Genomic DNA, 19,691 nt, shown 5'->3' on the forward strand with positions numbered 1-19,691 from the left:
GCAGGTCAGGTTCCTAGCCTCTTTATCTATCACTAATTAAACATTTATCTGAGGAGATATCTATGTCACAAACAATCTACGACACAACTCCTATGCGCCAGGTCTTCAAAGAAGGTACATGGGATGTCAAATTATCCTTTCTGGTAATGGGATTGGCAAACTTGGTCAACAAACAGTTCACCAAGGGCTTGCTCTTCCTCCTTTCTGAGATTGCCTTCTTAGTAGCCTTCGTTATCCAAATCATCCCTGCACTTAAAGGGATGATTACCCTGGGGACTCAAGAACAAGGTGAGGCTATTAAAGAAGTTAATGGGGTTAAGCTTACTGTTCAGGTCGCTGGAGATAATTCAATGCTTATGTTGATTTTTGGTCTTGCATCATTAATCTTCTGTGCAGTTTTTGCTTATATTTACTGGTGTAACCTTAAGAGTGCTCGTCATCTCATGGCTCTCAAACAGTCTGGACGTAAAGTTCCTAACTTTGTCGAAGACTTCAAGACCTTGGCTGATGGTCGTTTCCACATGGGGCTTATGACTGTACCATTGATTGGAGTTTTACTATTCACAATCTTGCCTTTGATTTACATGATCTGTTTGGCCTTTACTAACTTTGACCACAATCACCCAGCACCTAAATCACTCTTTGACTGGGTTGGTTTCTCAAGTTTTGGTGAGGTTTTACAAGGTCGTATGGCTGGTACTTTCTTCCCACTTTTGACATGGACCTTGATTTGGGCAGTTGCTGCAACAGCAACAACTTTCTTCTTCGGTATTGTCCTTGCTCTCTTGCTCAACACTAAAGGACTTAAATTCAAGAAAGTATGGCGTACACTCTTTGTTATCACTATCGCCGTTCCTCAGTTCGTATCCCTTCTTTTGATGCGTAATTTCCTTAATGACCATGGTCCTTTGAACGGTTTGCTTCAAACCTTGCATCTCACTAATGGACCAATTCCATTCTTGACTGACCCTCTCTGGGCTAAGTTCTCTATTATCTTTGTTAATATGTGGATTGGTATTCCGTTCACAATGTTGGTCGCAACTGGTATCATCATGAACTTGCCAACTGAGCAGATTGAAGCTGCTGAAATTGATGGAGCAAGTAAATTCCAAATCTTCAAGAGCATCACTTTCCCACAAATTCTCTTAATCATGGCACCATCATTGATTCAACAATTCATCGGTAATATCAATAACTTCAACGTTATCTACTTCCTTACTGGTGGTGGACCTACTAACTCTGAATACTATCAAGCAGGTTCAACTGACCTCTTGGTAACTTGGCTCTACAAACTGACTGTTAGCGCTAAAGACTACAACTTGGTATCTGTTATCGGTATCTTGATTTTCGTCATCTCTGCAACCTTCAGTCTCTTGGCCTACACAAGATCATCTTCATTCAAGGAAGGGGCTGCTAAATAATGAAACGTAAGAAAAATCTTTACCTAACTGGTACTTATATTCTATTGACAGTTCTAGCTGTTATCTGGTTGATTCCTATTATTTGGATCTTCCTTACAAGTTTCCGTGGTGAAGGAGCTAATGCGGTGCCTTACTTCTTCCCTAAGACTTACACTTTTAATAACTACATTAAACTGTTTACTAGCGATGCTTACCCATTTGGAAAATGGTTCATCAATACTTTCATCGTTGCCACATGTACATGTATCCTCTCAACGTTGATTACCGTAGGTATGGCCTACTCACTTAGCCGTATTAAATTCAAACACAGAAATGGCTTCTTGAAATTGGCACTTGTACTTAACATGTTCCCTGGATTCATGTCAATGATTGCGGTCTACTACATTTTGAAGGCCCTCAATTTGACACAAACCTTGACATCTTTGGTCTTGGTATATTCTGCTGGGGCAGCTCTTGGTTTCTACATTGCGAAAGGTTTCTTTGATACCATTCCTTACTCATTGGATGAATCAGCAATGATTGATGGCGCAACTCGTCTTCAAATCTTCACTAAGATTACCTTGCCACTTTCTAAACCAATCATCGTCTACACTGCCCTCATGGCCTTCATGGGACCTTGGGTAGACTTCATCTTTGCATCTGTTATCCTCGGTGACGTTAAAGATAAATATACGGTTGCCCTTGGACTCTATCAAATGCTTAACCAAGACGCTATCAATGAATGGTTCCTTCCATTTACCGCAGGTGCTATTATCATCGCCATCCCAATCACCCTTCTCTTTATCTTCATGCAGAAATACTATGTTGAAGGTGTAACCGGCGGATCAGTTAAATAATAAAGGATAAATGATATGACAACTCTTAAACTGGATAAAATTTACAAAAAATACCCAAATGCAACTCACTACTCTGTCGAAGATTTCAGTATCGATATCAAAGACAAGGAATTCATCGTTTTCGTAGGTCCTTCAGGATGTGGTAAATCAACAACTCTCCGTATGGTTGCTGGTCTCGAAGAAATCACAGAAGGTAAACTCTATATCGATGGAGAGGTGGTTAATGACAAATCACCAAAAGACCGTGACATTGCCATGGTATTCCAAAACTACGCACTTTACCCTCACATGACTGTTTATGAAAATATGGCCTTTGGTCTTAAACTTCGTAAATATAAAAAAGACGATATCGACAAACGTGTGCGTGAAGCTGCTGCTAGCCTTGGTTTGACTGAGTTCTTAGATCGTAAGCCTGCAGACCTCTCTGGTGGTCAACGTCAACGTGTAGCTATGGGACGTGCCATCGTTCGTGATGCTAAAGTCTTCCTCATGGATGAACCTCTCTCAAACTTGGATGCTAAGCTTCGTGTGACCATGCGTGCTGAAATTGCTAAAATTACTCGTAATATTGGTGCAACAACCATCTACGTTACTCACGACCAAACAGAAGCCATGACTCTTGCTGACCGTATCGTTATCATGAGTTCTACTAAAAACCCTGATGGCTCTGGTACTATCGGTCGTATCGAACAAATTGGTACCCCTCAAGAACTTTATAATGAGCCAGCCAATAAATTTGTTGCTGGATTCATCGGAAGTCCTGCTATGAACTTCTTCAATGTTAAGGTTGATGGTAACCGTATCACTAACTCTGAAGGTTTGGATATTGCAATCTCTGAGGGTCAAGCTAAAATCTTGAAAGAAACAGGTTATCAAGGCAAGGAAGTTATCTTTGGTATCCGTCCAGAAGATGTTTCAAGCCGTCCAATTGTTCAAGAAGTTTATCCAGATGCCAATGTAGATGCTGAAGTCGTCGTTTCAGAGCTTCTTGGTGCAGAAACAATGCTTTACCTAAAACTTGGAGAAACTGAGTTTGCTGCCCGTGTCGATGCGCGTGACTTCCATAATCCAGGTGAAAAAGTTAACCTTACTTTCAACGTTGCTAAAGGTCACTTCTTCGACGCTGAAACAGAAAAACGTATCAGTTTGTAAGATAAAAACAGTATAAAAATCTAATTATCCGCATAAACACTGGACTTATCACACTTTATCAAGGTCAAAACCACTCAATTTACTACTAATTTACTACTTATGAATGAGCTTTGATACGACGATTTATCCTTGAAAAGTGAAGATACAAAGATACTTCCAATAAAATTGAATATTTAATAGGTAGACACTTCAAAAAATGAGGTGTCTATTTTTTTACCCAATATTTGAAAGGAAGTGAACTTATGAAAACAGAAAATCAAGAATCAAAAGGTCGCTCCCCTCCCTTTAAGACCATCAAACAAACAAGATTTATCAAACAATAAAAAGAAAGGATAGGTAAAAATATGGAACTTAAATTTGTGATTCCCAACATGGAAAAAACATTTGGCAATTTAGAATTTGCTGGCGAGGATAAAGTAGAACAGCGAAGAATCAACGGACAATTAACTGTCTTATCTCGAAGCTACAACCTCTATTCTGACGTTCAAAGAGCAGATGATATTGTGGTGGTGCTTCCTGCTGAAGCTGGAGAAAAACATTTCGGCTTTGAGGAACGTGTAATGTTAGTCAATCCACGTATTACCGCAGAGGGCTATAAAATTGGTACTCGTGGATTCACAAATTACCTTTTACATGCGGACGACATGATAAAAGAATAAAGAAAGAGAGGAAAAATGATGAGATTACCTAATGGCATTGTATTAGATAAAGACGCTACATTTGGAGAATTAAAGTTTTCAGCACTCCGTCGTGAAGTACGAATCCAAAATGACGACGGTACGGTTTCAGATGAAATCAAAGAACGTACCTATGATTTAAAATCCAAAGGGCAAGGACGTATGATTCAAGTGAGTATTCCTGCCAGTGTTCCTTTGAAAGAGTTTGACTATAACGCAAAAGTGGAAATCATCAATCCAGTTGCAGATACCGTCGCTACCGCTACCTTCCGAGGGGCAGATGTTGACTGGTATATCAAGGCAGACGATATTGTATTGACGAAAGATTCCAGTACCTTTAAAAATCAGCCACAACCTAAAAAAGAGCCAGCCACGGATAAATAGTCATGCTACTTCCACTAGAGAGAAAGGAGGAAATCCCGCATGAAACAGTTTGGCATTCGTGGTAAAAGGATTCGCCCAAGTGACAAGGATTTAGTCTTTCATTTTACAGTAGCGTCCTTACTGCCAATTTTCCTGCTGGTTATCGGACTGTTTCATGTGAAGACAATCCAGCAGATTAACTGGCAGGACTTTAACCTATCACAAGTAGACAAGATTCACATTCCCTATTTAGTTATTAGTGTTAGTGTCGCAATTCTTGTCTGCTTGCTGGTGGCATTTCTATTCAAAAGATATAGATATGATACAGTAAAACAACTGTACCACCGTCAAAAGCTGGCTAAGATGGTACTTGAAAACAAGTGGTATGAATCGGAACAGGTCAAAACAGATGGCTTCTTCAAAGATTCGTCCAGTCGTACTAAGGAAAAGATAACCTACTTTCCCAAAATATTTTATCGCCTTAAAGATGGTTTAATACAGATGCGAGTGGAAATCACGCTAGGAAAATATCAAGACCAGCTCCTACACTTGGAAAAGAAATTAGAAAGCGGATTGTACTGTGAGCTGACGGATAAAGAGTTAAAAGATTCTTATGTGGAATATACCCTGCTCTATGACACCATCGCCAGTCGTATTTCTATTGATGAAGTCCAAGCCAAAGATGGCAAACTACGCTTGATGGAAAACGTATGGTGGGAATATGACAAGCTCCCTCACATGCTCATAGCTGGTGGTACAGGTGGCGGTAAAACTTACTTTATACTGACACTGATTGAAGCCTTGCTTTATACAGATTCTAAGCTCTATATTCTTGACCCAAAGAACGCCGACCTTGCCGACTTAGGCTCTGTGATGGGGAATGTCTACTACAGAAAAGAAGATATGCTCTCCTGCATTGACCGTTTCTATGATGAAATGATGGCACGAAGTGAAGCTATGAAAGAGATGGAAAACTATAAGACTGGCGAGAACTATGCCTACTTAGGACTTCCTGCAAACTTTCTTATCTTTGATGAATACGTGGCTTTCATGGAAATGCTGGGAAATAAAGAAAATACCGCAGTCTTAAACAAGCTCAAACAGATTGTCATGTTAGGTCGTCAAGCTGGCTTCTTTTTAATACTGGCTTGTCAACGTCCAGACGCAAAATATTTAGGCGACGGAATCCGTGACCAGTTTAATTTCAGAGTGGCACTTGGAAGAATGTCTGAAATGGGCTATGGCATGATGTTTGGCAGTGATGTACAAAAAGATTTCTTCTTAAAACAAATCAAAGGTCGTGGCTATGTTGATGTGGGAACAAGTGTCATATCAGAATTTTACACTCCCTTAGTACCAAAAGGTCATGACTTTTTGGAGGAAATAAAAAAACTAACCAACAGCAGACAGTCCACGCAGGCGACGTGCGAAGCGAAAGTCGCAGGTGTGGACTGATCTTGCTGGCTGGTGTGGCGATAGCCACGCCAGCACCTAACCCCCCGTATCTAACAGGGGGGTACAAATCGACAGGAAACAGTCAAAAAAATAGCAGAAAATTCTTTGGTTACAAGGAGTTTAGAAAATTTCGTGGTATGTCAAATGAGCTTCAATAGTTGACATACCTTTTTTAATTGGAGGGATTTAACTGAATGAACAAACTTTGATACAGCATTTAAAGGAAAAACGGTTGGCTTATGGGCTATCTCAAAACCGACTGGCTATTGCTACAGGCATTACAAGGCAATATCTTAGCGACATTGAAACTGGCAAGGTTAAGCCATCAGACGAGTTGCAACAATCCCTTTGGGAAACTCTGGAACGCTTCAATCCCGATGCCCCACTTGAAATGCTCTTTGACTATGTAAGGATTCGCTTTCCCACAATGGACGTACAGCATGTGGTTGAAGAAATATTGCAATTGAAACTTTCCTATTTTCTTCATGAAGACTATGGCTTTTATTCTTATTCAGAACATTATGCCTTAGGCGATATATTCGTTCTCTGCTCTCATGAGATAGACAAAGGTGTTCTGGTGGAATTAAAAGGTCGTGGGTGCAGACAATTTGAAAGCTATCTTCTAGCACAACAAAGAAGCTGGTATGAGTTCTTTATGGACGCTTTGGTGGCTGGTGGCGTGATGAAACGCCTTGACCTTGCCATCAACGATAAAACAGGGATTTTGAATATTCCCACACTGACGGAAAAATGCCTACAGGAAGAGTGTATTTCGGTGTTCCGCAGTTTCAAGAGCTATCGCAGTGGCGAACTGGTACGCAAAGATGAAAAGGAATGTATGGGAAACACGCTTTATATCGGTTCATTACAAAGCGAAGTCTATTTCTGTATCTATGAAAAGGACTATGAGCAGTACAAGAAAAATGATATTCCCATTGAAGACGCAGAGGTTAAAAACCGTTTTGAAATCCGACTAAAAAATGAGCGTGCCTATTATGCAGTACGTGATTTACTTGTCTATGATAATCCAGAGCATACAGCTTTTAAGATTATCAATCGGTATATCCGCTTTGTGGATAAGGACGATTCAAAAGCACGTTCCGATTGGAAACTCAATGAAGAATGGGCATGGTTTATTGGAAACAATCGTGAACGATTAAAGCTAACCACAAAACCAGAGCCTTACTCTTTCCAAAGGACACTAAACTGGCTATCTCATCAAGTCGCCCCGACCTTAAAGGTTGCTATTACACTTGATGAAATTAACCAGACGCAGGTTGTGAAAGACATTCTCGACCATGCGAAACTGACAGACCGACACAAGCAGATTTTAAAGCAACAGTCGGTAAAAGAACAGGACGTGATAACGACAAAAAAATAACTTAAATACAAATTCACTGCATACAGAAAGGAGAACATTTTTATGAATTTTGGACAAAACCTTTATAACTGGTTTCTATCAAATGCTCAATCACTGGTACTTTTAGCAATCGTTGTAATTGGCTTGTATCTTGGCTTCAAGCGTGAGTTTAGTAAACTGATTGGCTTTCTCATCATTGCGATTATTGCGGTGGGCTTGGTGTTCAACGCTGCTGGAGTAAAAGACATTTTATTAGAGCTATTTAATCGCATTATCGGTGCTTAAATTAAACCGTTATTTTGTGGAATATAAGTGGTTTTCTTATGTTCCGCAAAAGAATGGTACACCAAACGAAGTGCGGTAGGGATTTTTGAATCTCTACAAAGAAAGGACGTGAACACATGGACGATATGCAAGTCTATATTGCCAACTTAGGTAAATACAATGAAGGAGAATTAGTCGGTGCTTGGTTTACCTTTCCCATTGATTTTGAAGAAGTCAAAGAGAAAATCGGCTTGAATGATGAATACGAGGAATACGCCATTCACGATTATGAGTTACCCTTTACGGTTGACGAATACACTTCTATTGGCGAACTCAATCGCCTATGGGAAATGGTATCGGAGTTGCCAGAGGAACTACAATCCGAGCTATCTGCTCTGCTCACTCATTTTTCAAGTATTGAGGAACTAAGCGAACATCAAGAGGATATTATCATTCACTCGGATTGTGATGATATGGCAGATGTCGCACGTTACTACATTGAAGAAACTGGAGTATTGGGCGAAGTGCCAACCAGTCTTCAAAACTATATTGATTACGAATCCTATGGTCGTGATTTAGAAATTTCGGGAACTTTTATCACAACCAATTATGGGATTTTTGAAATCGTCTATTGAAAGGATTGATTCTATGAAGAAAATACGAAGCTATACCAGTATTTGGTCTGTTGAGAAAGTGCTGTACTCCATCAACGATTTTAGACTTCCGTTTCCCATAACCTTTACGCAAATGACGTGGTTTGTCGTGTCACTGTTTGCGGTTATGATACTTGGCAACTTGCCACCTCTTTCCATGATTGAGGGAGCATTTCTCAAATATTTTGGAATTCCTGTGGCTTTCACATGGTTTATGTCTACAAAAACCTTTGATGGTAAAAAGCCTTATGGATTTTTGAAGTCTGTCATTGCTTATGCACTGCGACCAAAGCTGACCTATGCAGGGAAAAAAGTAACCCTTGGCAGAAACCAGCCACAAGAAGCCATTACGACAGTTAGGAGTGAATTTTATGGCATATCCAATTAAATACATTGAAAATAATCTGGTCTGGAATAAAGATGGCGAATGTTACGCCTATTATGAGCTTATTCCTTACAATTACTCATTCCTAAGTCCAGAACAGAAAATACAAGTGCATGATTCTTTCAGACAGCTTATCGCACAAAATCGTGATGGCAAGATTCATGCTCTACAAATCAGTACAGAATCCAGCATACGTTCTGCACAAGAACGTTCCAAAGAGGAAGTAACTGGCAAACTCAAAGTAATTGCCTATGACAAAATCGACCAACAGACAGACGCTTTAATATCCATGATTGGCGAAAATCAAGTGGACTACCGCTTCTTTATCGGCTTTAAGTTGCTTCTCAACGATCAAGAGTTTTCTATGAAAAGTCTTACCGTTGAAGCCAAAAATGCTTTGTCTGATTTTGTCTATGATGTGAACCATAAGCTAATGGGCGATTTTGTCAGCATGAGTAATGATGAAATCCTGCGTTTTCAGAAGATGGAAAAGCTCTTGGAAAATAAAATCTCTCGTCGTTTCAAAATCCGTAGACTGGATAAGGACGACTTCGGCTATCTGATTGAACATCTTTATGGACAGACAGGTACAGCTTATGAAGATTATGAGTACCATCTATCAAAGAAGAAGCTGGATAATGAAACGCTGATTAAATATTATGACCTTATTAAACCGACCCGTTGTCTGGTGGAAGAAAAACAGCGATACCTAAAAATTCAACAGGAAGACGAAACCGTCTATGTGGCGTACTTTACCATCAACAGCATTGTCGGCGAATTGGACTTTCCGTCCTCTGAAATCTTCTACTACCAGCAACAGCAATTTACATTCCCGATTGATACTTCTATGAATGTGGAAATCGTGGCAAACCGTAAAGCACTAAGCACCGTTCGTAATAAAAAGAAAGAACTAAAAGACCTAGATAACCACGCATGGCAAAGTGATAACGAAACCAGCTCTAATGTGGCGGAAGCTCTGGAAAGTGTCAATGAGCTGGAAAATAATTTAGACCAAAGCAAGGAATCCATGTATAAGCTCTCTTATGTGGTGCGTGTTTCCGCAAATGACTTGGACGAATTGAAACGTCGTTGTAATGAAGTGAAAGATTTTTATGACGATTTAAGTGTCAAGTTGGTACGACCATTTGGAGATATGCTGGGCTTACATGAAGAATTTTTACCATCAAGCAAGCGTTATATGAATGACTATATTCAGTATGTAACCTCTGATTTCTTAGCTGGACTTGGTTTCGGTGCTACTCAAATGCTTGGCGAAAATGAGGGTATTTATGTTGGCTATAGCTTAGATACAGGACGCAATGTCTACCTCAAACCTGCTCTTGCCAGTCAAGGGGTTAAGGGTTCAGTAACCAATGCATTAGCGTCTGCCTTTGTAGGTTCGCTAGGCGGTGGAAAATCCTTTGCGAATAACCTTATCGTCTATTATGCAGTGCTTTATGGGGCACAAGCAGTGATTGTTGACCCGAAAGCGGAACGTGGCAGATGGAAAGAAACCTTGCCAGAAATCGCTCACGAAATTAATATTGTCAATCTGACTTCTGATGAGAAAAATAAAGGCTTACTTGACCCTTACGTGATTATGAAAAATCCCAAAGATTCTGAATCACTGGCAATCGACATTTTGACGTTCCTTACGGGGATTTCATCACGAGATTCTGACCGTTTCCCTGTTCTACGAAAAGCCATTCGTGCTGTAACTAATAGTGAAGTGCGAGGTCTTCTGAAAGTGATTGAGGAATTACGGGTTGAGGGAACTCAAATAAGCACCAGCATAGCTGACCATATCGAAAGTTTTACAGACTATGACTTTGCACATCTGCTCTTTAGTGATGGATATGTGGAGCAGTCTATCAGTCTTGAAAAACAACTGAACATCATACAGGTTGCCGACTTGGTACTTCCCGATAAAGAAACCTCCTTTGAGGAATATACCACAATGGAGTTACTATCGGTGGCAATGCTGATTGTCATTAGTACCTTTGCGTTAGACTTTATCCATACAGACAGAAGCATTTTTAAAATTGTTGACTTAGACGAAGCGTGGAGCTTCTTACAGGTGGCACAAGGTAAAACACTGTCTATGAAACTGGTTCGTGCTGGACGTGCTATGAACGCTGGGGTATATTTCGTGACCCAGAATACAGATGACCTTTTAGATGAAAAGCTGAAAAATAATCTTGGTTTGAAATTTGCGTTCCGCTCTACTGACCTTAACGAGATTAAAAAGACCCTTGCCTTTTTCGGCGTTGACCCAGAGGACGAAAATAATCAGAAGCGATTGCGTGATTTGGAAAATGGACAGTGCCTTATCAGTGATTTATATGGTCGTGTCGGTGTGATACAGTTCCACCCTGTATTTGAAGAACTGCTCCATGCCTTTGATACCAGACCGCCTGTGCGAAAAGAGGTGTAAATGTGAAACCATCAATATTAAACAGAATAAAATCAAACTGGACGCTGAAGCGTCTAGGTAAAGTGGCAATGACAGTGGCTTTCACACTTGTGATTGCCATTTTTCTTTTAGCCATGATGGGAACAGTGGTTCAAGCTGCGGGCTTGGTAGATGATACAATCAATGTGGCAAATGAGTACAGCCGATACCCACTTGAAAACTATCAACTGGATTTTTATGTTGATAATAGCTGGGGCTGGCTACCGTGGAACTGGTCGGACGGAATTGGAAAACAAGTCATGTATGGCTTATATGCCATTACCAATTTTATTTGGACAATCAGTCTTTATGTTTCCAATGCGACTGGCTACTTAGTTCAAGAAGCCTATTCCCTTGACTTCATTTCTGCTACAGCAGATTCCATTGGCAAGAATATGCAGACCCTTGCAGGAGTTACGCCTAGCGGACTATCAACAGAGGGATTCTATGTTGGATTCCTCTTACTCTTGATTTTGGTTCTTGGGGTTTATGTTGCCTATACAGGACTGATAAAAAGAGAAACTACAAAAGCGATTCATGCCATTGTGAACTTTGTCATGGTATTTATCCTATCAGCTTCCTTTATTGCCTACGCTCCCGACTACATTAAAAAAATCAATGATTTTTCATCAGACATCAGTCAAGCCAGCTTATCACTTGGCACAAAAATTGTCATGCCCCATTCCGATAGTCAAGGCAAGGACAGTGTGGACTTGATACGTGACAGCCTATTTTCCATACAGGTTCAACAACCGTGGCTACTGCTTCAATACAACAGTTCAGACATTGAAAGTATTGGTGCTGACCGTGTGGAAAGTCTACTTTCAACCAGTCCAGACAGTAATAATGGAGAAGACAGAGAAAAAATTGTAGCAGAAGAAATCGAAGACAGAAACAATGTGAACATGACGATTACAAAAACTATTAACCGCTTGGGTACAGTCTTCTTTCTCTTTGTATTCAATATCGGGATTTCTATATTCGTATTCCTACTAACAGGAATCATGATTTTCTCGCAGGTGCTTTTTATCATCTATGCTATGTTTCTGCCTGTGAGCTTTATTTTAAGTATGATTCCATCTTTTGATGGTATGTCGAAACGAGCCATTACTAAACTCTTTAATACCATTTTGACACGAGCTGGAATCACGCTGATTATTACGACAGCCTTTAGTATTTCAACCATGCTCTATACCTTATCGGCTGGTTATCCGTTCTTTTTGATTGCCTTTCTACAGATTGTGACCTTTGCAGGAATCTACTTCAAACTGGGCGATTTAATGAGTATGTTTTCGCTTCAAAGCAACGATTCTCAAAGTGTGGGAAGTCGTGTGATGAGAAAACCTCGTATGCTTATGCACGCTCATATGCACCGCCTACAGCGTAAACTTGGACGCTCCATGACAGCTTTAGGTGCTGGCTCTGCCATTGCCAGTGCTACAGGAAAACAAGGACAGTCGGGTAGTTCTGGTAGGACACAAGCAGATCACACCCGTCCAGACGGACAGGAAAAATCAACACTTGGAAAACGTATCGGACAAACAATCGGAGCAGTTGCTGATACCAAAGATAAAATCGTTGATTCTGCTGGTAATCTCAAAGAACAGGTTAAGGATATTCCGACCAATGCAAGATATGCAGTGTATCAAGGAAAATCCAAAGCAAAAGAAAATGTTCGTGACCTAACTTCCAGTATTTCTCAAACCAGAGCAGACAGAGCCAGCGGACGCAAGGAACAGCAGGAACAAAGACGCAAAACCATTGCAGAGCGTCGCTCTGAAATGGAACAGGTCAAACAGAAAAAACAGCCAGCTTCTTCCGTTCATGAAAGACCAGCTACTAAGCAAGAACAATCTCATGATGGACAGACCGCAAAACAATCTTCTGTTCAGGCTTTACGCATGGAATCTCAACAAGCCAAACAGGAGCGTCCAGCAGTTAAGTCCGATTCTTCAAGTTTAAAAGCGGAACGTCAAAACCGTACTACACAAGAAAGAACAGTTCAAAAGCCAGCAACTTCAACTACACCAGCAGACAGAGCTTCACAACGTCCAGTCACAAAAGAGCGTCCGTCTACTGTTCAAAGAGTTCAAAGTCAAAACCTTAGAAATAGACCACCAATAAAATCCGCCACTATCAAGAAAGGCAGTAAGAAACCATGAAACTGAAAGCTTTAGTGATTGGTGGTTCTGGGCTATTCTTGATGGTCTTCTCACTACTTCTGTTTGTTGCCATTTTATTTTCAGATGAACAAGATGGCGGTTTTTCAAACATTCACTATGGCGGTGTGAATGTTTCCGCAGAAGTGCTGGCTCATAAGCCTATGGTAGAAAAATACGCTAGAGAATATGGCATTGAAGAATACGTCAATGTACTGCTTGCTATTATACAGGTGGAATCGGGCGGTACTGCCGAAGATGTTATGCAGTCCTCGGAATCCCTTGGTCTACCACCCAATTCATTGAGTACAGAAGAATCCATCAAGCAAGGTGTGAAGTATTTCAGTGAATTATTAGCCAGTAGAGATAGGCTCGGTGTGGATTTGGAATCGGTTATCCAGTCCTACAATTATGGCGGTGGCTTCTTAGGGTATGTGGCTAATCGTGGAAACAAATATACCTTTGAACTGGCTCAAAGTTTCTCTAAGGAATATTCAGATGGCGAAAAAGTGTCCTATCCCAATCCAATAGCCATACCCATCAATGGGGGCTGGCGATATAACTATGGCAATATGTTTTATGTTCAGCTTGTTACGCAGTATCTTGTCACAACTCAATTTAATGATAATACGGTACAAGCCATCATGAACGAAGCACTGAAATATGAGGGTTGGAAGTATGTCTATGGCGGAGCTTCCCCGACTACTTCATTTGATTGTAGCGGACTGACACAATGGACGTATGGCAAAGCTGGGATTAAATTACCACGAACCGCACAACAACAATATGATGTGACCCAACATATCCCACTATCCGAAGCAAAAGCCGGCGATTTAGTTTTCTTTCATTCTACCTATAACGCTGGTTCTTATATTACTCATGTTGGCATATACCTTGGCGATAATCGAATGTTTCACGCAGGAGACCCTATCGGCTATGCCTACTTAACAAGCTCCTACTGGCAACAGCATTTAGTAAGAGCAGGACGAATCAAACAATGAGAAAGGAAGATTCAATGATGAAATTCAGAAAAAATCAGAATAAAGAAAAACAGATACCAAAGGAAAAGAAACCTCGTATCTACAAAGTCAATCCTCGTAAAAAGGTTGTAATTGCCTTATGGGTGCTTTTAGGGCTTAGTTTTAGCTTTGCGATATTTAAGCACTTTACAGCTATTGATACCCATACCGTTCACGAAACAACTATCATAGAAAAGGAATACGTTGATACTCATCATGTAGAAAATTTTGTAGAGAACTTTGCGAAAGTTTACTACTCATGGGAATTAAACGACAAATCTATTGATAATCGAATGGAAAACCTCAAAGCCTATCTGACAGAGGAACTTCAAGCTCTCAATATCGATACGGTTCGTAAAGATATTCCTGTATCGTCTTCTGTAAGAGGGGTTCAGATATGGACGGTAAAAGCGGATGGCGAAAACCAGTTTGATGTGACTTATAGTGTAGACCAGTTGATTACAGAGGGGGAAAATATAAAGACCGTCCATTCTGCTTATGAATTGACAGTCTATGTTGACAGTGATGGAAATATGGTTCTTATTAAAAATCCGACGATTACCAGCGTTCCAGAAAAATCAGATTATACACCAAAGATAAAAGAAAGTGATGGCATGGTTGATTCCACCACAACCAATGAAATCAATGAGTTTCTAACAACGTTCTTTAAATTCTACCCGACCGCAACCGTAAAAGAACTTTCTTACTACGTGAATGATGGGATTTTGAAGCCGATCAGAAAAGATTATGTCTTTCAAGAATTGGTAAATCCTATTTATAATCGCAAGGATAATCAAGTCACGGTATCACTGGCAGTAAAGTATCTCGACCAGCAGACCAAAGCAACGCAAGTATCTCAATTTGATTTGGTGCTAGAAAAGGTAGGAAATAACTGGAAGATTATAAAATAACTTTTAGTACATGGTTATAGCTATTTGTAACTGCTATTTTGTAACCACGTTCTCCTTTGACAAAAAATCGGATATATCTTTACAAATGTACTCTTATGTGCTAATGTTAATGTAAGTATATAAAAGGAGTTAATAAATATGCGGCAAGGTATTCTTAAATAAACTGTCAATTTGATAGTGGGAACAAATAATTAGATGTCCCTTTTTAGGAGGGGTTAGTTTTTTGTGCCCAGTTTAAGAATACTTTTATCATGTGATTATGAAGTATACAGAAAATATCTGTATGCTTATGATTGTGCATTTATTTCCCAGTGATAAGAGTATCTGTCACTGGGATTTTTTATGCCTTTTTGGCTTTTGAATGGAGGAAAATCACATGAAAATTATTAATATAGGTGTTTTAGCTCATGTTGACGCAGGAAAAACTACTTTGACAGAAAGCTTACTATATACTAGTGGAGCGATTGCGGAGTCAGGAAGCGTGGATAGAGGCACAACAAGAACGGATACTACATTTTTAGAACGTCAGCGAGGAATTACAATTCAGACAGCAGTAACCTCTTTTCAGTGGAAAGATATTAAGGTAAACATCATAGATACTCCAGGACATATGGATTTTTTAGCAGAAGTATATCGCTCGTTATCAGTTTTAGATGGGGCAATCCTACTAATTTCTGCGAGAGATGGAGTACAAGCACAAACTCGGATATTATTTCATGCACTAAATAAAATGGGTATTCCCACAATCTTTTTTATCAATAAGATTGACCAAAATGGGATTGATTTATCAACGGTTTATCAAGATATTAAAGAGAAACTTTCTATGGAAATTATAATCAAACAGAAAGTAGAACTGCACCCTAATATGTGTGTGATGAGCTGTACGGAATCTGAACAATGGGATACGGTAATAGAAGGAAATGATTACCTTTTGGAGAAATATATACTTGGGAAATCATTGGAGATATTAGAACTCGAACAAGAGGAAATCAGAAGATTTCAGAATTGCTCCTTGTACCCTGTTTATCACGGAAGTGCAAAAAGCAATATAGGGATTGAGCAGCTTATAGAAGTGATAACAAATAAATTTTATTCATCAACATACAGAAAGAAGTCTGAACTTTGCGGAAATGTCTTCAAAATTGAATATTCGGAAGAAAGACAACGTCTTGCATATGTACGCCTTTATGGCGGTGTCCTGCATTTGCGGGATTCGGTTAGAATATCGGAAAAGGAAAAAATAAAAATTACAGAAATGTATACTTCAATAAATGGTGAATTATGTAAAATTGATAAGGCTTATTCCGGGGAAATTGTTATTTTGCAAAATGAGTTTTTGAAGTTAAATAGTGTTCTTGGAGATACAAAGCTATTGCCACAGAGAGAGAGAATTGAAAATCCGCTCCCTCTGCTGCAAACAACTGTTGAACCGAGCAAACCTCAACAAAGGGAAATGTTACTTGATGCACTTTTAGAAATCTCCGACAGTGACCCGCTTCTACGATATTATGTGGATTCTACGACACATGAAATCATACTTTCTTTCTTAGGGAAAGTACAAATGGAAGTGACTTGTGCTCTATTGCAAGAAAAGTATCATGTGGAGATAAAAATAAAAGAGCCTACAGTCATTTATATGGAAAGGCCGTTAAAAAAAGCAGAGTATACCATTCACATCGAAGTGCCACCGAATCCTTTCTGGGCTTCCATTGGTCTTTCTGTAGAACCGCTTCCATTAGGGAGCGGAGTACAGTATGAGAGCTCGGTTTCTCTTGGATACTTAAATCAATCGTTTCAAAATGCAGTTATGGAAGGGATACGCTATGGCTGTGAACAAGGATTGTATGGTTGGAATGTGACGGACTGTAAAATCTGTTTTAAGTATGGCTTATACTATAGCCCTGTTAGTACCCCAGCAGATTTTCGGATGCTTGCTCCTATTGTATTGGAACAAGTTTTTAAAAAAGCTGGAACAGAATTGTTAGAACCATATCTTAGTTTTAAAATTTATGCACCACAAGAATATCTTTCACGAGCATATAACGATGCTCCTAAATATTGTGCGAACATCGTAGACACTCAACTGAAAAATAATGAGGTCATTCTTAGTGGAGAAATCCCTGCTCGGTGTACTCAAGAATATCGTAATGATTTAACTTTCTTTACAAATGGACGTAGCGTTTGTTTAACAGAGTTAAAAGGGTACTATGTTACTACTGGTGAATCTGTTTGTCAGCCCCGTCGTCCAAATAGTCGGATAGATAAAGTACGATATATGTTCAATAAAATAACTTAACACATTTTATATTGTTATATAAATGTGGCTTCTTGTTAAACGAGATGAAATATTCTTTAATACAGATTTAAATTAAATGTAAAGGAGGAGATAATTATTATAAACTGTGAGTGGGTACTGTGTCCCATCTGTGGAAATAAAACACGTTTGAAAATAAGGGAAGATACTGAATTGAAGAACTTTCCTCTCTATTGTCCTAAATGTAGACAGGAAAATTTAATTGAAATAAAGCAGTTCAAAGTAACTGTGATTACAGAGCCAGACGCAAAGACGCAGAGCCGATAATTTGAGAAATCAAAATCTCATCTTATCGACTCTTTCTGTTATGTATAGGTTTTAAATTAGTCTTTGAGGTTTCTCGCTTCGCTGATACCATTGGCTAGGACTTCAATTAACGATAGTTCCTTATCAGTAAAGCTATCCAGTAGTTTTTCTACCTGTAATCTTCTGGTGCTTTTCGCCAGATCATTACGAGGTAAGAAGAATTCATCAACGGACACATCAAGTAATGATACAAGGTCATAAAGAACTTGTATGCTAGGGTGTTGCCCCTTATTTTCAATATTAGTTAAATAGCGTGGGTCAATTTCAATTAATGCTCCCACTTGTTCACGAGTCAAACCTCGTTTCATTCGAGCTTCTTTGATTGCTAAACCAAAGGCTCTAAAATCAAATTTATCTTCTTTTTTACGCATAATAGACCACCTCTATACATTTTACTGTTCCTATTAAATTTGAAACAGGTATAGAAAAACGTGTTATATAGTTTGTGAGTTCCTAAGGTTTATATATTAATACAAGCACTACTCAACTCCAATAAAAAAAAGCCGTTGTTTGGTAGTGCTATTTGTGCTGTAAAAACGTAATTCTCACTTTCAAATGGCGGTTCGTTGGAGGTCGAAGTTGCCATGAGATATATTACATACAATCTTATTCCTGTTACTGGGTTCTTATCAAAAAAAGTTATCCACCAGCAATAGATAAATACGTCTATCGATGTGGTTTTATACATCATATAGCAAGAACAATTAAAGCATATAAACAGATAAATCAATCTGTCTATGTGCTTTTTTTGTATCTATGGATAATTTTTAAAGTTTTTTCAATTCTTAATGCAACAAATCCCCCTTTCACATTGGGAGTAAGAGTGAAAGGAGATAAAAGAGCAAAGCTCACTTCCTTTCAAAAGAAAGGGGGTGAGAAACATGAAACCATCTTCTTTTCAAGAGAGAATTGAACATCAGTTTGATTTTATCTGTATGCGAGCTATGGACGATGAGCGGAAGAATTATTTCCTTTATCTTTCAAGGCTGGCAAAGCGTGAAGTGTCCTTTTCGGATATTGGCGAATATCTCGTCAACCAATTTGCGACGACAGACAGCTATTCATCTGATTTTCAAATTTTTACGCTCACTGATGTTTCGGTTGGTATCGAAAATGATTTATTGAGTGAAGCACTAAAAGAATTGCCAGACAAGAAGCGTGAAATCCTACTGCTGTTCTATTTTATGGACATGAGCGATTCAGAAATAGCGGATTTACTGAAATTGAACCGCTCTACTGTCTATCGGCATAGAATGAGCGGACTAGCCTTAATCAAGAAGTTTATGGAGGAGGAAAACGAAGAATGAGAAAAGAATATTCCAGAATTCCATTCCCATTGATTGTAAAGGCTTGTGATGGCGATACAGAAGCGATTAACCAGATTCTACATTATTACAGAGGGTACATTGCTAAACGCTCTCTACGGTTGATGAAAGATGAATATGGCAATCAAAGTATGGTCGTTGATGAGGTCTTACGTGGACGAATGGAAACCAGGTTGATTACAAAAATCCTGTCATTTGAGATTGAGTAGCACCGATTTATCTCTCTTTTCGTGGAAGTGCGGACGAGCTTTCCATACTTCCCGATTGGGGAGGTTTGTTATTCCATCAAAGCATATTGTCTTTCAGTATGTTTTGATAGGCTGACAAGCCATCTGTTCTTTGAAAACTGAATAACAGCAGTCGAATACATTTCGATAAGAAAAGAGCCAACGGAGCTGACCGCCATGACCTGCCCTGTAAAGATAGCGAGCGATTCATGTCAGTGATCCGAGAAGTAATCTTTAGCAGGATTGCCAGCGAAGACATTCTTATCGTAATAATGATACTCCTGTATCGTCATAGTCCGAGCGTTAAAAGCGTCGCAGGCAATGAGTACAGTTGGACGAGAACCGTGCAAGGGTGGAACTCCCGTGAGCTTTGCTAAAGCTGTTCGATTGCTTGTAAAACTACTTTTATGAA

Annotated in this window: 21 protein-coding genes; 20 read left to right on the forward strand and 1 reads right to left on the reverse strand. The window is 39.4% G+C overall.

Annotation, left to right across the window (positions count from 1 at the left end; translation table 11 throughout):
- The first annotated feature begins 62 nt into the window (after positions 1 to 62).
- The 18 genes from NSQ79_RS04995 (at position 63) to NSQ79_RS05080 (ending at position 17,688) form a co-directional block, all read left to right on the forward strand.
- Positions 63 to 1,421, forward strand: a complete 1,359-nt coding sequence (locus NSQ79_RS04995; protein ID WP_339313297.1) for a sugar ABC transporter permease — start codon at positions 63 to 65, stop codon at positions 1,419 to 1,421.
- A complete protein-coding gene (locus NSQ79_RS05000; protein ID WP_004182537.1) occupies positions 1,421 to 2,257 on the forward strand; it encodes a sugar ABC transporter permease in 837 nt (278 codons plus the stop codon). The genes NSQ79_RS04995 and NSQ79_RS05000 overlap by 1 nt, the downstream gene beginning before the upstream one ends.
- Positions 2,258 to 2,272: 15 nt before the next feature.
- Complete coding sequence (gene ugpC / locus NSQ79_RS05005; RefSeq protein ID WP_002884983.1) at positions 2,273 to 3,409, forward strand: sn-glycerol-3-phosphate ABC transporter ATP-binding protein UgpC; 1,137 nt, start codon at positions 2,273 to 2,275, stop codon at positions 3,407 to 3,409.
- A 344-nt stretch (positions 3,410 to 3,753) separates the two neighbouring features.
- Positions 3,754 to 4,068, forward strand: coding sequence for a YdcP family protein (locus tag NSQ79_RS05010; RefSeq protein WP_000420681.1), 315 nt, complete (start codon positions 3,754 to 3,756; stop codon positions 4,066 to 4,068).
- Positions 4,069 to 4,083: 15 nt separating this feature from the next.
- Positions 4,084 to 4,470, forward strand: a complete 387-nt coding sequence (locus tag NSQ79_RS05015; protein WP_000985040.1) for a YdcP family protein — start codon at positions 4,084 to 4,086, stop codon at positions 4,468 to 4,470.
- Positions 4,471 to 4,509: 39 nt separating this feature from the next.
- A complete protein-coding gene (locus NSQ79_RS05020) occupies positions 4,510 to 5,904 on the forward strand; it encodes an FtsK/SpoIIIE domain-containing protein (protein ID WP_002368310.1) in 1,395 nt (464 codons plus the stop codon).
- Between the two features lie 2 nt (positions 5,905 to 5,906).
- On the forward strand, positions 5,907 to 6,062 hold the full coding sequence (locus NSQ79_RS05025; RefSeq protein ID WP_002390709.1) for a hypothetical protein: 156 nt from the start codon (positions 5,907 to 5,909) through the stop codon (positions 6,060 to 6,062).
- 32 nt (positions 6,063 to 6,094) lie between these two features.
- Positions 6,095 to 7,285, forward strand: a complete 1,191-nt coding sequence (mobT, locus tag NSQ79_RS05030) for a MobT family relaxase (protein ID WP_002368311.1) — start codon at positions 6,095 to 6,097, stop codon at positions 7,283 to 7,285.
- Between the two features lie 42 nt (positions 7,286 to 7,327).
- Positions 7,328 to 7,549 (forward strand): hypothetical protein, encoded by a 222-nt coding sequence (locus NSQ79_RS05035; RefSeq protein ID WP_001009056.1) that lies wholly within the window; start codon positions 7,328 to 7,330, stop codon positions 7,547 to 7,549.
- A 116-nt stretch (positions 7,550 to 7,665) separates the two neighbouring features.
- Positions 7,666 to 8,163 carry an antirestriction protein ArdA gene (locus NSQ79_RS05040; RefSeq protein ID WP_002368312.1) on the forward strand — a complete coding sequence of 166 codons (498 nt, stop codon included), beginning with the start codon at positions 7,666 to 7,668 and terminating at the stop codon, positions 8,161 to 8,163.
- 13 nt (positions 8,164 to 8,176) lie between these two features.
- The gene (locus NSQ79_RS05045) at positions 8,177 to 8,569 is read left to right on the forward strand and encodes a conjugal transfer protein (protein ID WP_025186755.1); all 393 of its coding nucleotides are present in this window, start codon (positions 8,177 to 8,179) and stop codon (positions 8,567 to 8,569) included.
- A complete protein-coding gene (locus NSQ79_RS05050) occupies positions 8,553 to 11,000 on the forward strand; it encodes an ATP-binding protein (RefSeq protein ID WP_002368314.1) in 2,448 nt (815 codons plus the stop codon). The genes NSQ79_RS05045 and NSQ79_RS05050 overlap by 17 nt, the downstream gene beginning before the upstream one ends.
- Positions 11,001 to 11,002: 2 nt before the next feature.
- The gene (locus NSQ79_RS05055) at positions 11,003 to 13,180 is read left to right on the forward strand and encodes a membrane protein (RefSeq protein ID WP_007556404.1); all 2,178 of its coding nucleotides are present in this window, start codon (positions 11,003 to 11,005) and stop codon (positions 13,178 to 13,180) included.
- Positions 13,177 to 14,178 (forward strand): bifunctional lysozyme/C40 family peptidase, encoded by a 1,002-nt coding sequence (locus tag NSQ79_RS05060; RefSeq protein WP_014262668.1) that lies wholly within the window; start codon positions 13,177 to 13,179, stop codon positions 14,176 to 14,178. The genes NSQ79_RS05055 and NSQ79_RS05060 overlap by 4 nt, the downstream gene beginning before the upstream one ends.
- Positions 14,175 to 15,107 carry a conjugal transfer protein gene (locus NSQ79_RS05065; RefSeq protein WP_041250823.1) on the forward strand — a complete coding sequence of 311 codons (933 nt, stop codon included), beginning with the start codon at positions 14,175 to 14,177 and terminating at the stop codon, positions 15,105 to 15,107. The genes NSQ79_RS05060 and NSQ79_RS05065 overlap by 4 nt, the downstream gene beginning before the upstream one ends.
- Positions 15,108 to 15,396: 289 nt before the next feature.
- On the forward strand, positions 15,397 to 15,468 hold the full coding sequence (locus tag NSQ79_RS05070) for a tetracycline resistance protein (RefSeq protein ID WP_230373340.1): 72 nt from the start codon (positions 15,397 to 15,399) through the stop codon (positions 15,466 to 15,468).
- 15 nt (positions 15,469 to 15,483) lie between these two features.
- Positions 15,484 to 17,403, forward strand: a complete 1,920-nt coding sequence (gene tet(M), locus NSQ79_RS05075; RefSeq protein ID WP_014262666.1) for a tetracycline resistance ribosomal protection protein Tet(M) — start codon at positions 15,484 to 15,486, stop codon at positions 17,401 to 17,403.
- Between the two features lie 117 nt (positions 17,404 to 17,520).
- Positions 17,521 to 17,688: a cysteine-rich KTR domain-containing protein gene (locus NSQ79_RS05080; RefSeq protein WP_076640876.1), complete on the forward strand. Its 168-nt coding sequence runs from the start codon at positions 17,521 to 17,523 to the stop codon at positions 17,686 to 17,688.
- A 56-nt stretch (positions 17,689 to 17,744) separates the two neighbouring features.
- Here NSQ79_RS05080 and NSQ79_RS05085 read toward each other — a convergent pair whose 3' ends face one another.
- Positions 17,745 to 18,098, reverse strand: coding sequence for a helix-turn-helix domain-containing protein (locus NSQ79_RS05085; protein ID WP_014262665.1), 354 nt, complete (start codon positions 18,096 to 18,098; stop codon positions 17,745 to 17,747).
- A gap of 510 nt (positions 18,099 to 18,608) precedes the next feature.
- Here NSQ79_RS05085 and NSQ79_RS05090 point away from each other — a divergent pair.
- Both NSQ79_RS05090 and NSQ79_RS05095 read left to right on the forward strand, forming a co-directional pair.
- Positions 18,609 to 19,034 (forward strand): sigma-70 family RNA polymerase sigma factor, encoded by a 426-nt coding sequence (locus tag NSQ79_RS05090; RefSeq protein ID WP_000804877.1) that lies wholly within the window; start codon positions 18,609 to 18,611, stop codon positions 19,032 to 19,034.
- On the forward strand, positions 19,031 to 19,261 hold the full coding sequence (locus NSQ79_RS05095; protein WP_001224508.1) for a helix-turn-helix domain-containing protein: 231 nt from the start codon (positions 19,031 to 19,033) through the stop codon (positions 19,259 to 19,261). The genes NSQ79_RS05090 and NSQ79_RS05095 overlap by 4 nt, the downstream gene beginning before the upstream one ends.
- Positions 19,262 to 19,691 lie beyond the last annotated feature (430 nt).

It is taken from the genome of Streptococcus sp. FSL W7-1342, from assembly GCF_037966635.1.
GTDB classification, from domain to species: Bacteria; Bacillota; Bacilli; order Lactobacillales; family Streptococcaceae; genus Streptococcus; species Streptococcus salivarius_D.

Bases quoted from the DNA above. Each gene is read 5' to 3' on its own strand.
- NSQ79_RS04995 (WP_339313297.1), top strand. From the start codon at position 63: ATGTCACAAACAATCTACGACACAACTCCTATGCGCCAGGTCTTCAAA.
- NSQ79_RS05000 (WP_004182537.1), top strand. From the start codon at position 1,421: ATGAAACGTAAGAAAAATCTTTACCTAACTGGTACTTATATTCTATTG.
- ugpC (WP_002884983.1), top strand. From the start codon at position 2,273: ATGACAACTCTTAAACTGGATAAAATTTACAAAAAATACCCAAATGCA.
- NSQ79_RS05010 (WP_000420681.1), top strand. From the start codon at position 3,754: ATGGAACTTAAATTTGTGATTCCCAACATGGAAAAAACATTTGGCAAT.
- NSQ79_RS05015 (WP_000985040.1), top strand. From the start codon at position 4,084: ATGATGAGATTACCTAATGGCATTGTATTAGATAAAGACGCTACATTT.
- NSQ79_RS05020 (WP_002368310.1), top strand. From the start codon at position 4,510: ATGAAACAGTTTGGCATTCGTGGTAAAAGGATTCGCCCAAGTGACAAG.
- NSQ79_RS05035 (WP_001009056.1), top strand. From the start codon at position 7,328: ATGAATTTTGGACAAAACCTTTATAACTGGTTTCTATCAAATGCTCAA.
- NSQ79_RS05040 (WP_002368312.1), top strand. From the start codon at position 7,666: ATGGACGATATGCAAGTCTATATTGCCAACTTAGGTAAATACAATGAA.
- NSQ79_RS05045 (WP_025186755.1), top strand. From the start codon at position 8,177: ATGAAGAAAATACGAAGCTATACCAGTATTTGGTCTGTTGAGAAAGTG.
- NSQ79_RS05050 (WP_002368314.1), top strand. From the start codon at position 8,553: ATGGCATATCCAATTAAATACATTGAAAATAATCTGGTCTGGAATAAA.
- NSQ79_RS05060 (WP_014262668.1), top strand. From the start codon at position 13,177: ATGAAACTGAAAGCTTTAGTGATTGGTGGTTCTGGGCTATTCTTGATG.
- NSQ79_RS05065 (WP_041250823.1), top strand. From the start codon at position 14,175: ATGAGAAAGGAAGATTCAATGATGAAATTCAGAAAAAATCAGAATAAA.
- NSQ79_RS05085 (WP_014262665.1), bottom strand. From the start codon at position 18,098: ATGCGTAAAAAAGAAGATAAATTTGATTTTAGAGCCTTTGGTTTAGCA.
- NSQ79_RS05090 (WP_000804877.1), top strand. From the start codon at position 18,609: ATGAAACCATCTTCTTTTCAAGAGAGAATTGAACATCAGTTTGATTTT.
- NSQ79_RS05095 (WP_001224508.1), top strand. From the start codon at position 19,031: ATGAGAAAAGAATATTCCAGAATTCCATTCCCATTGATTGTAAAGGCT.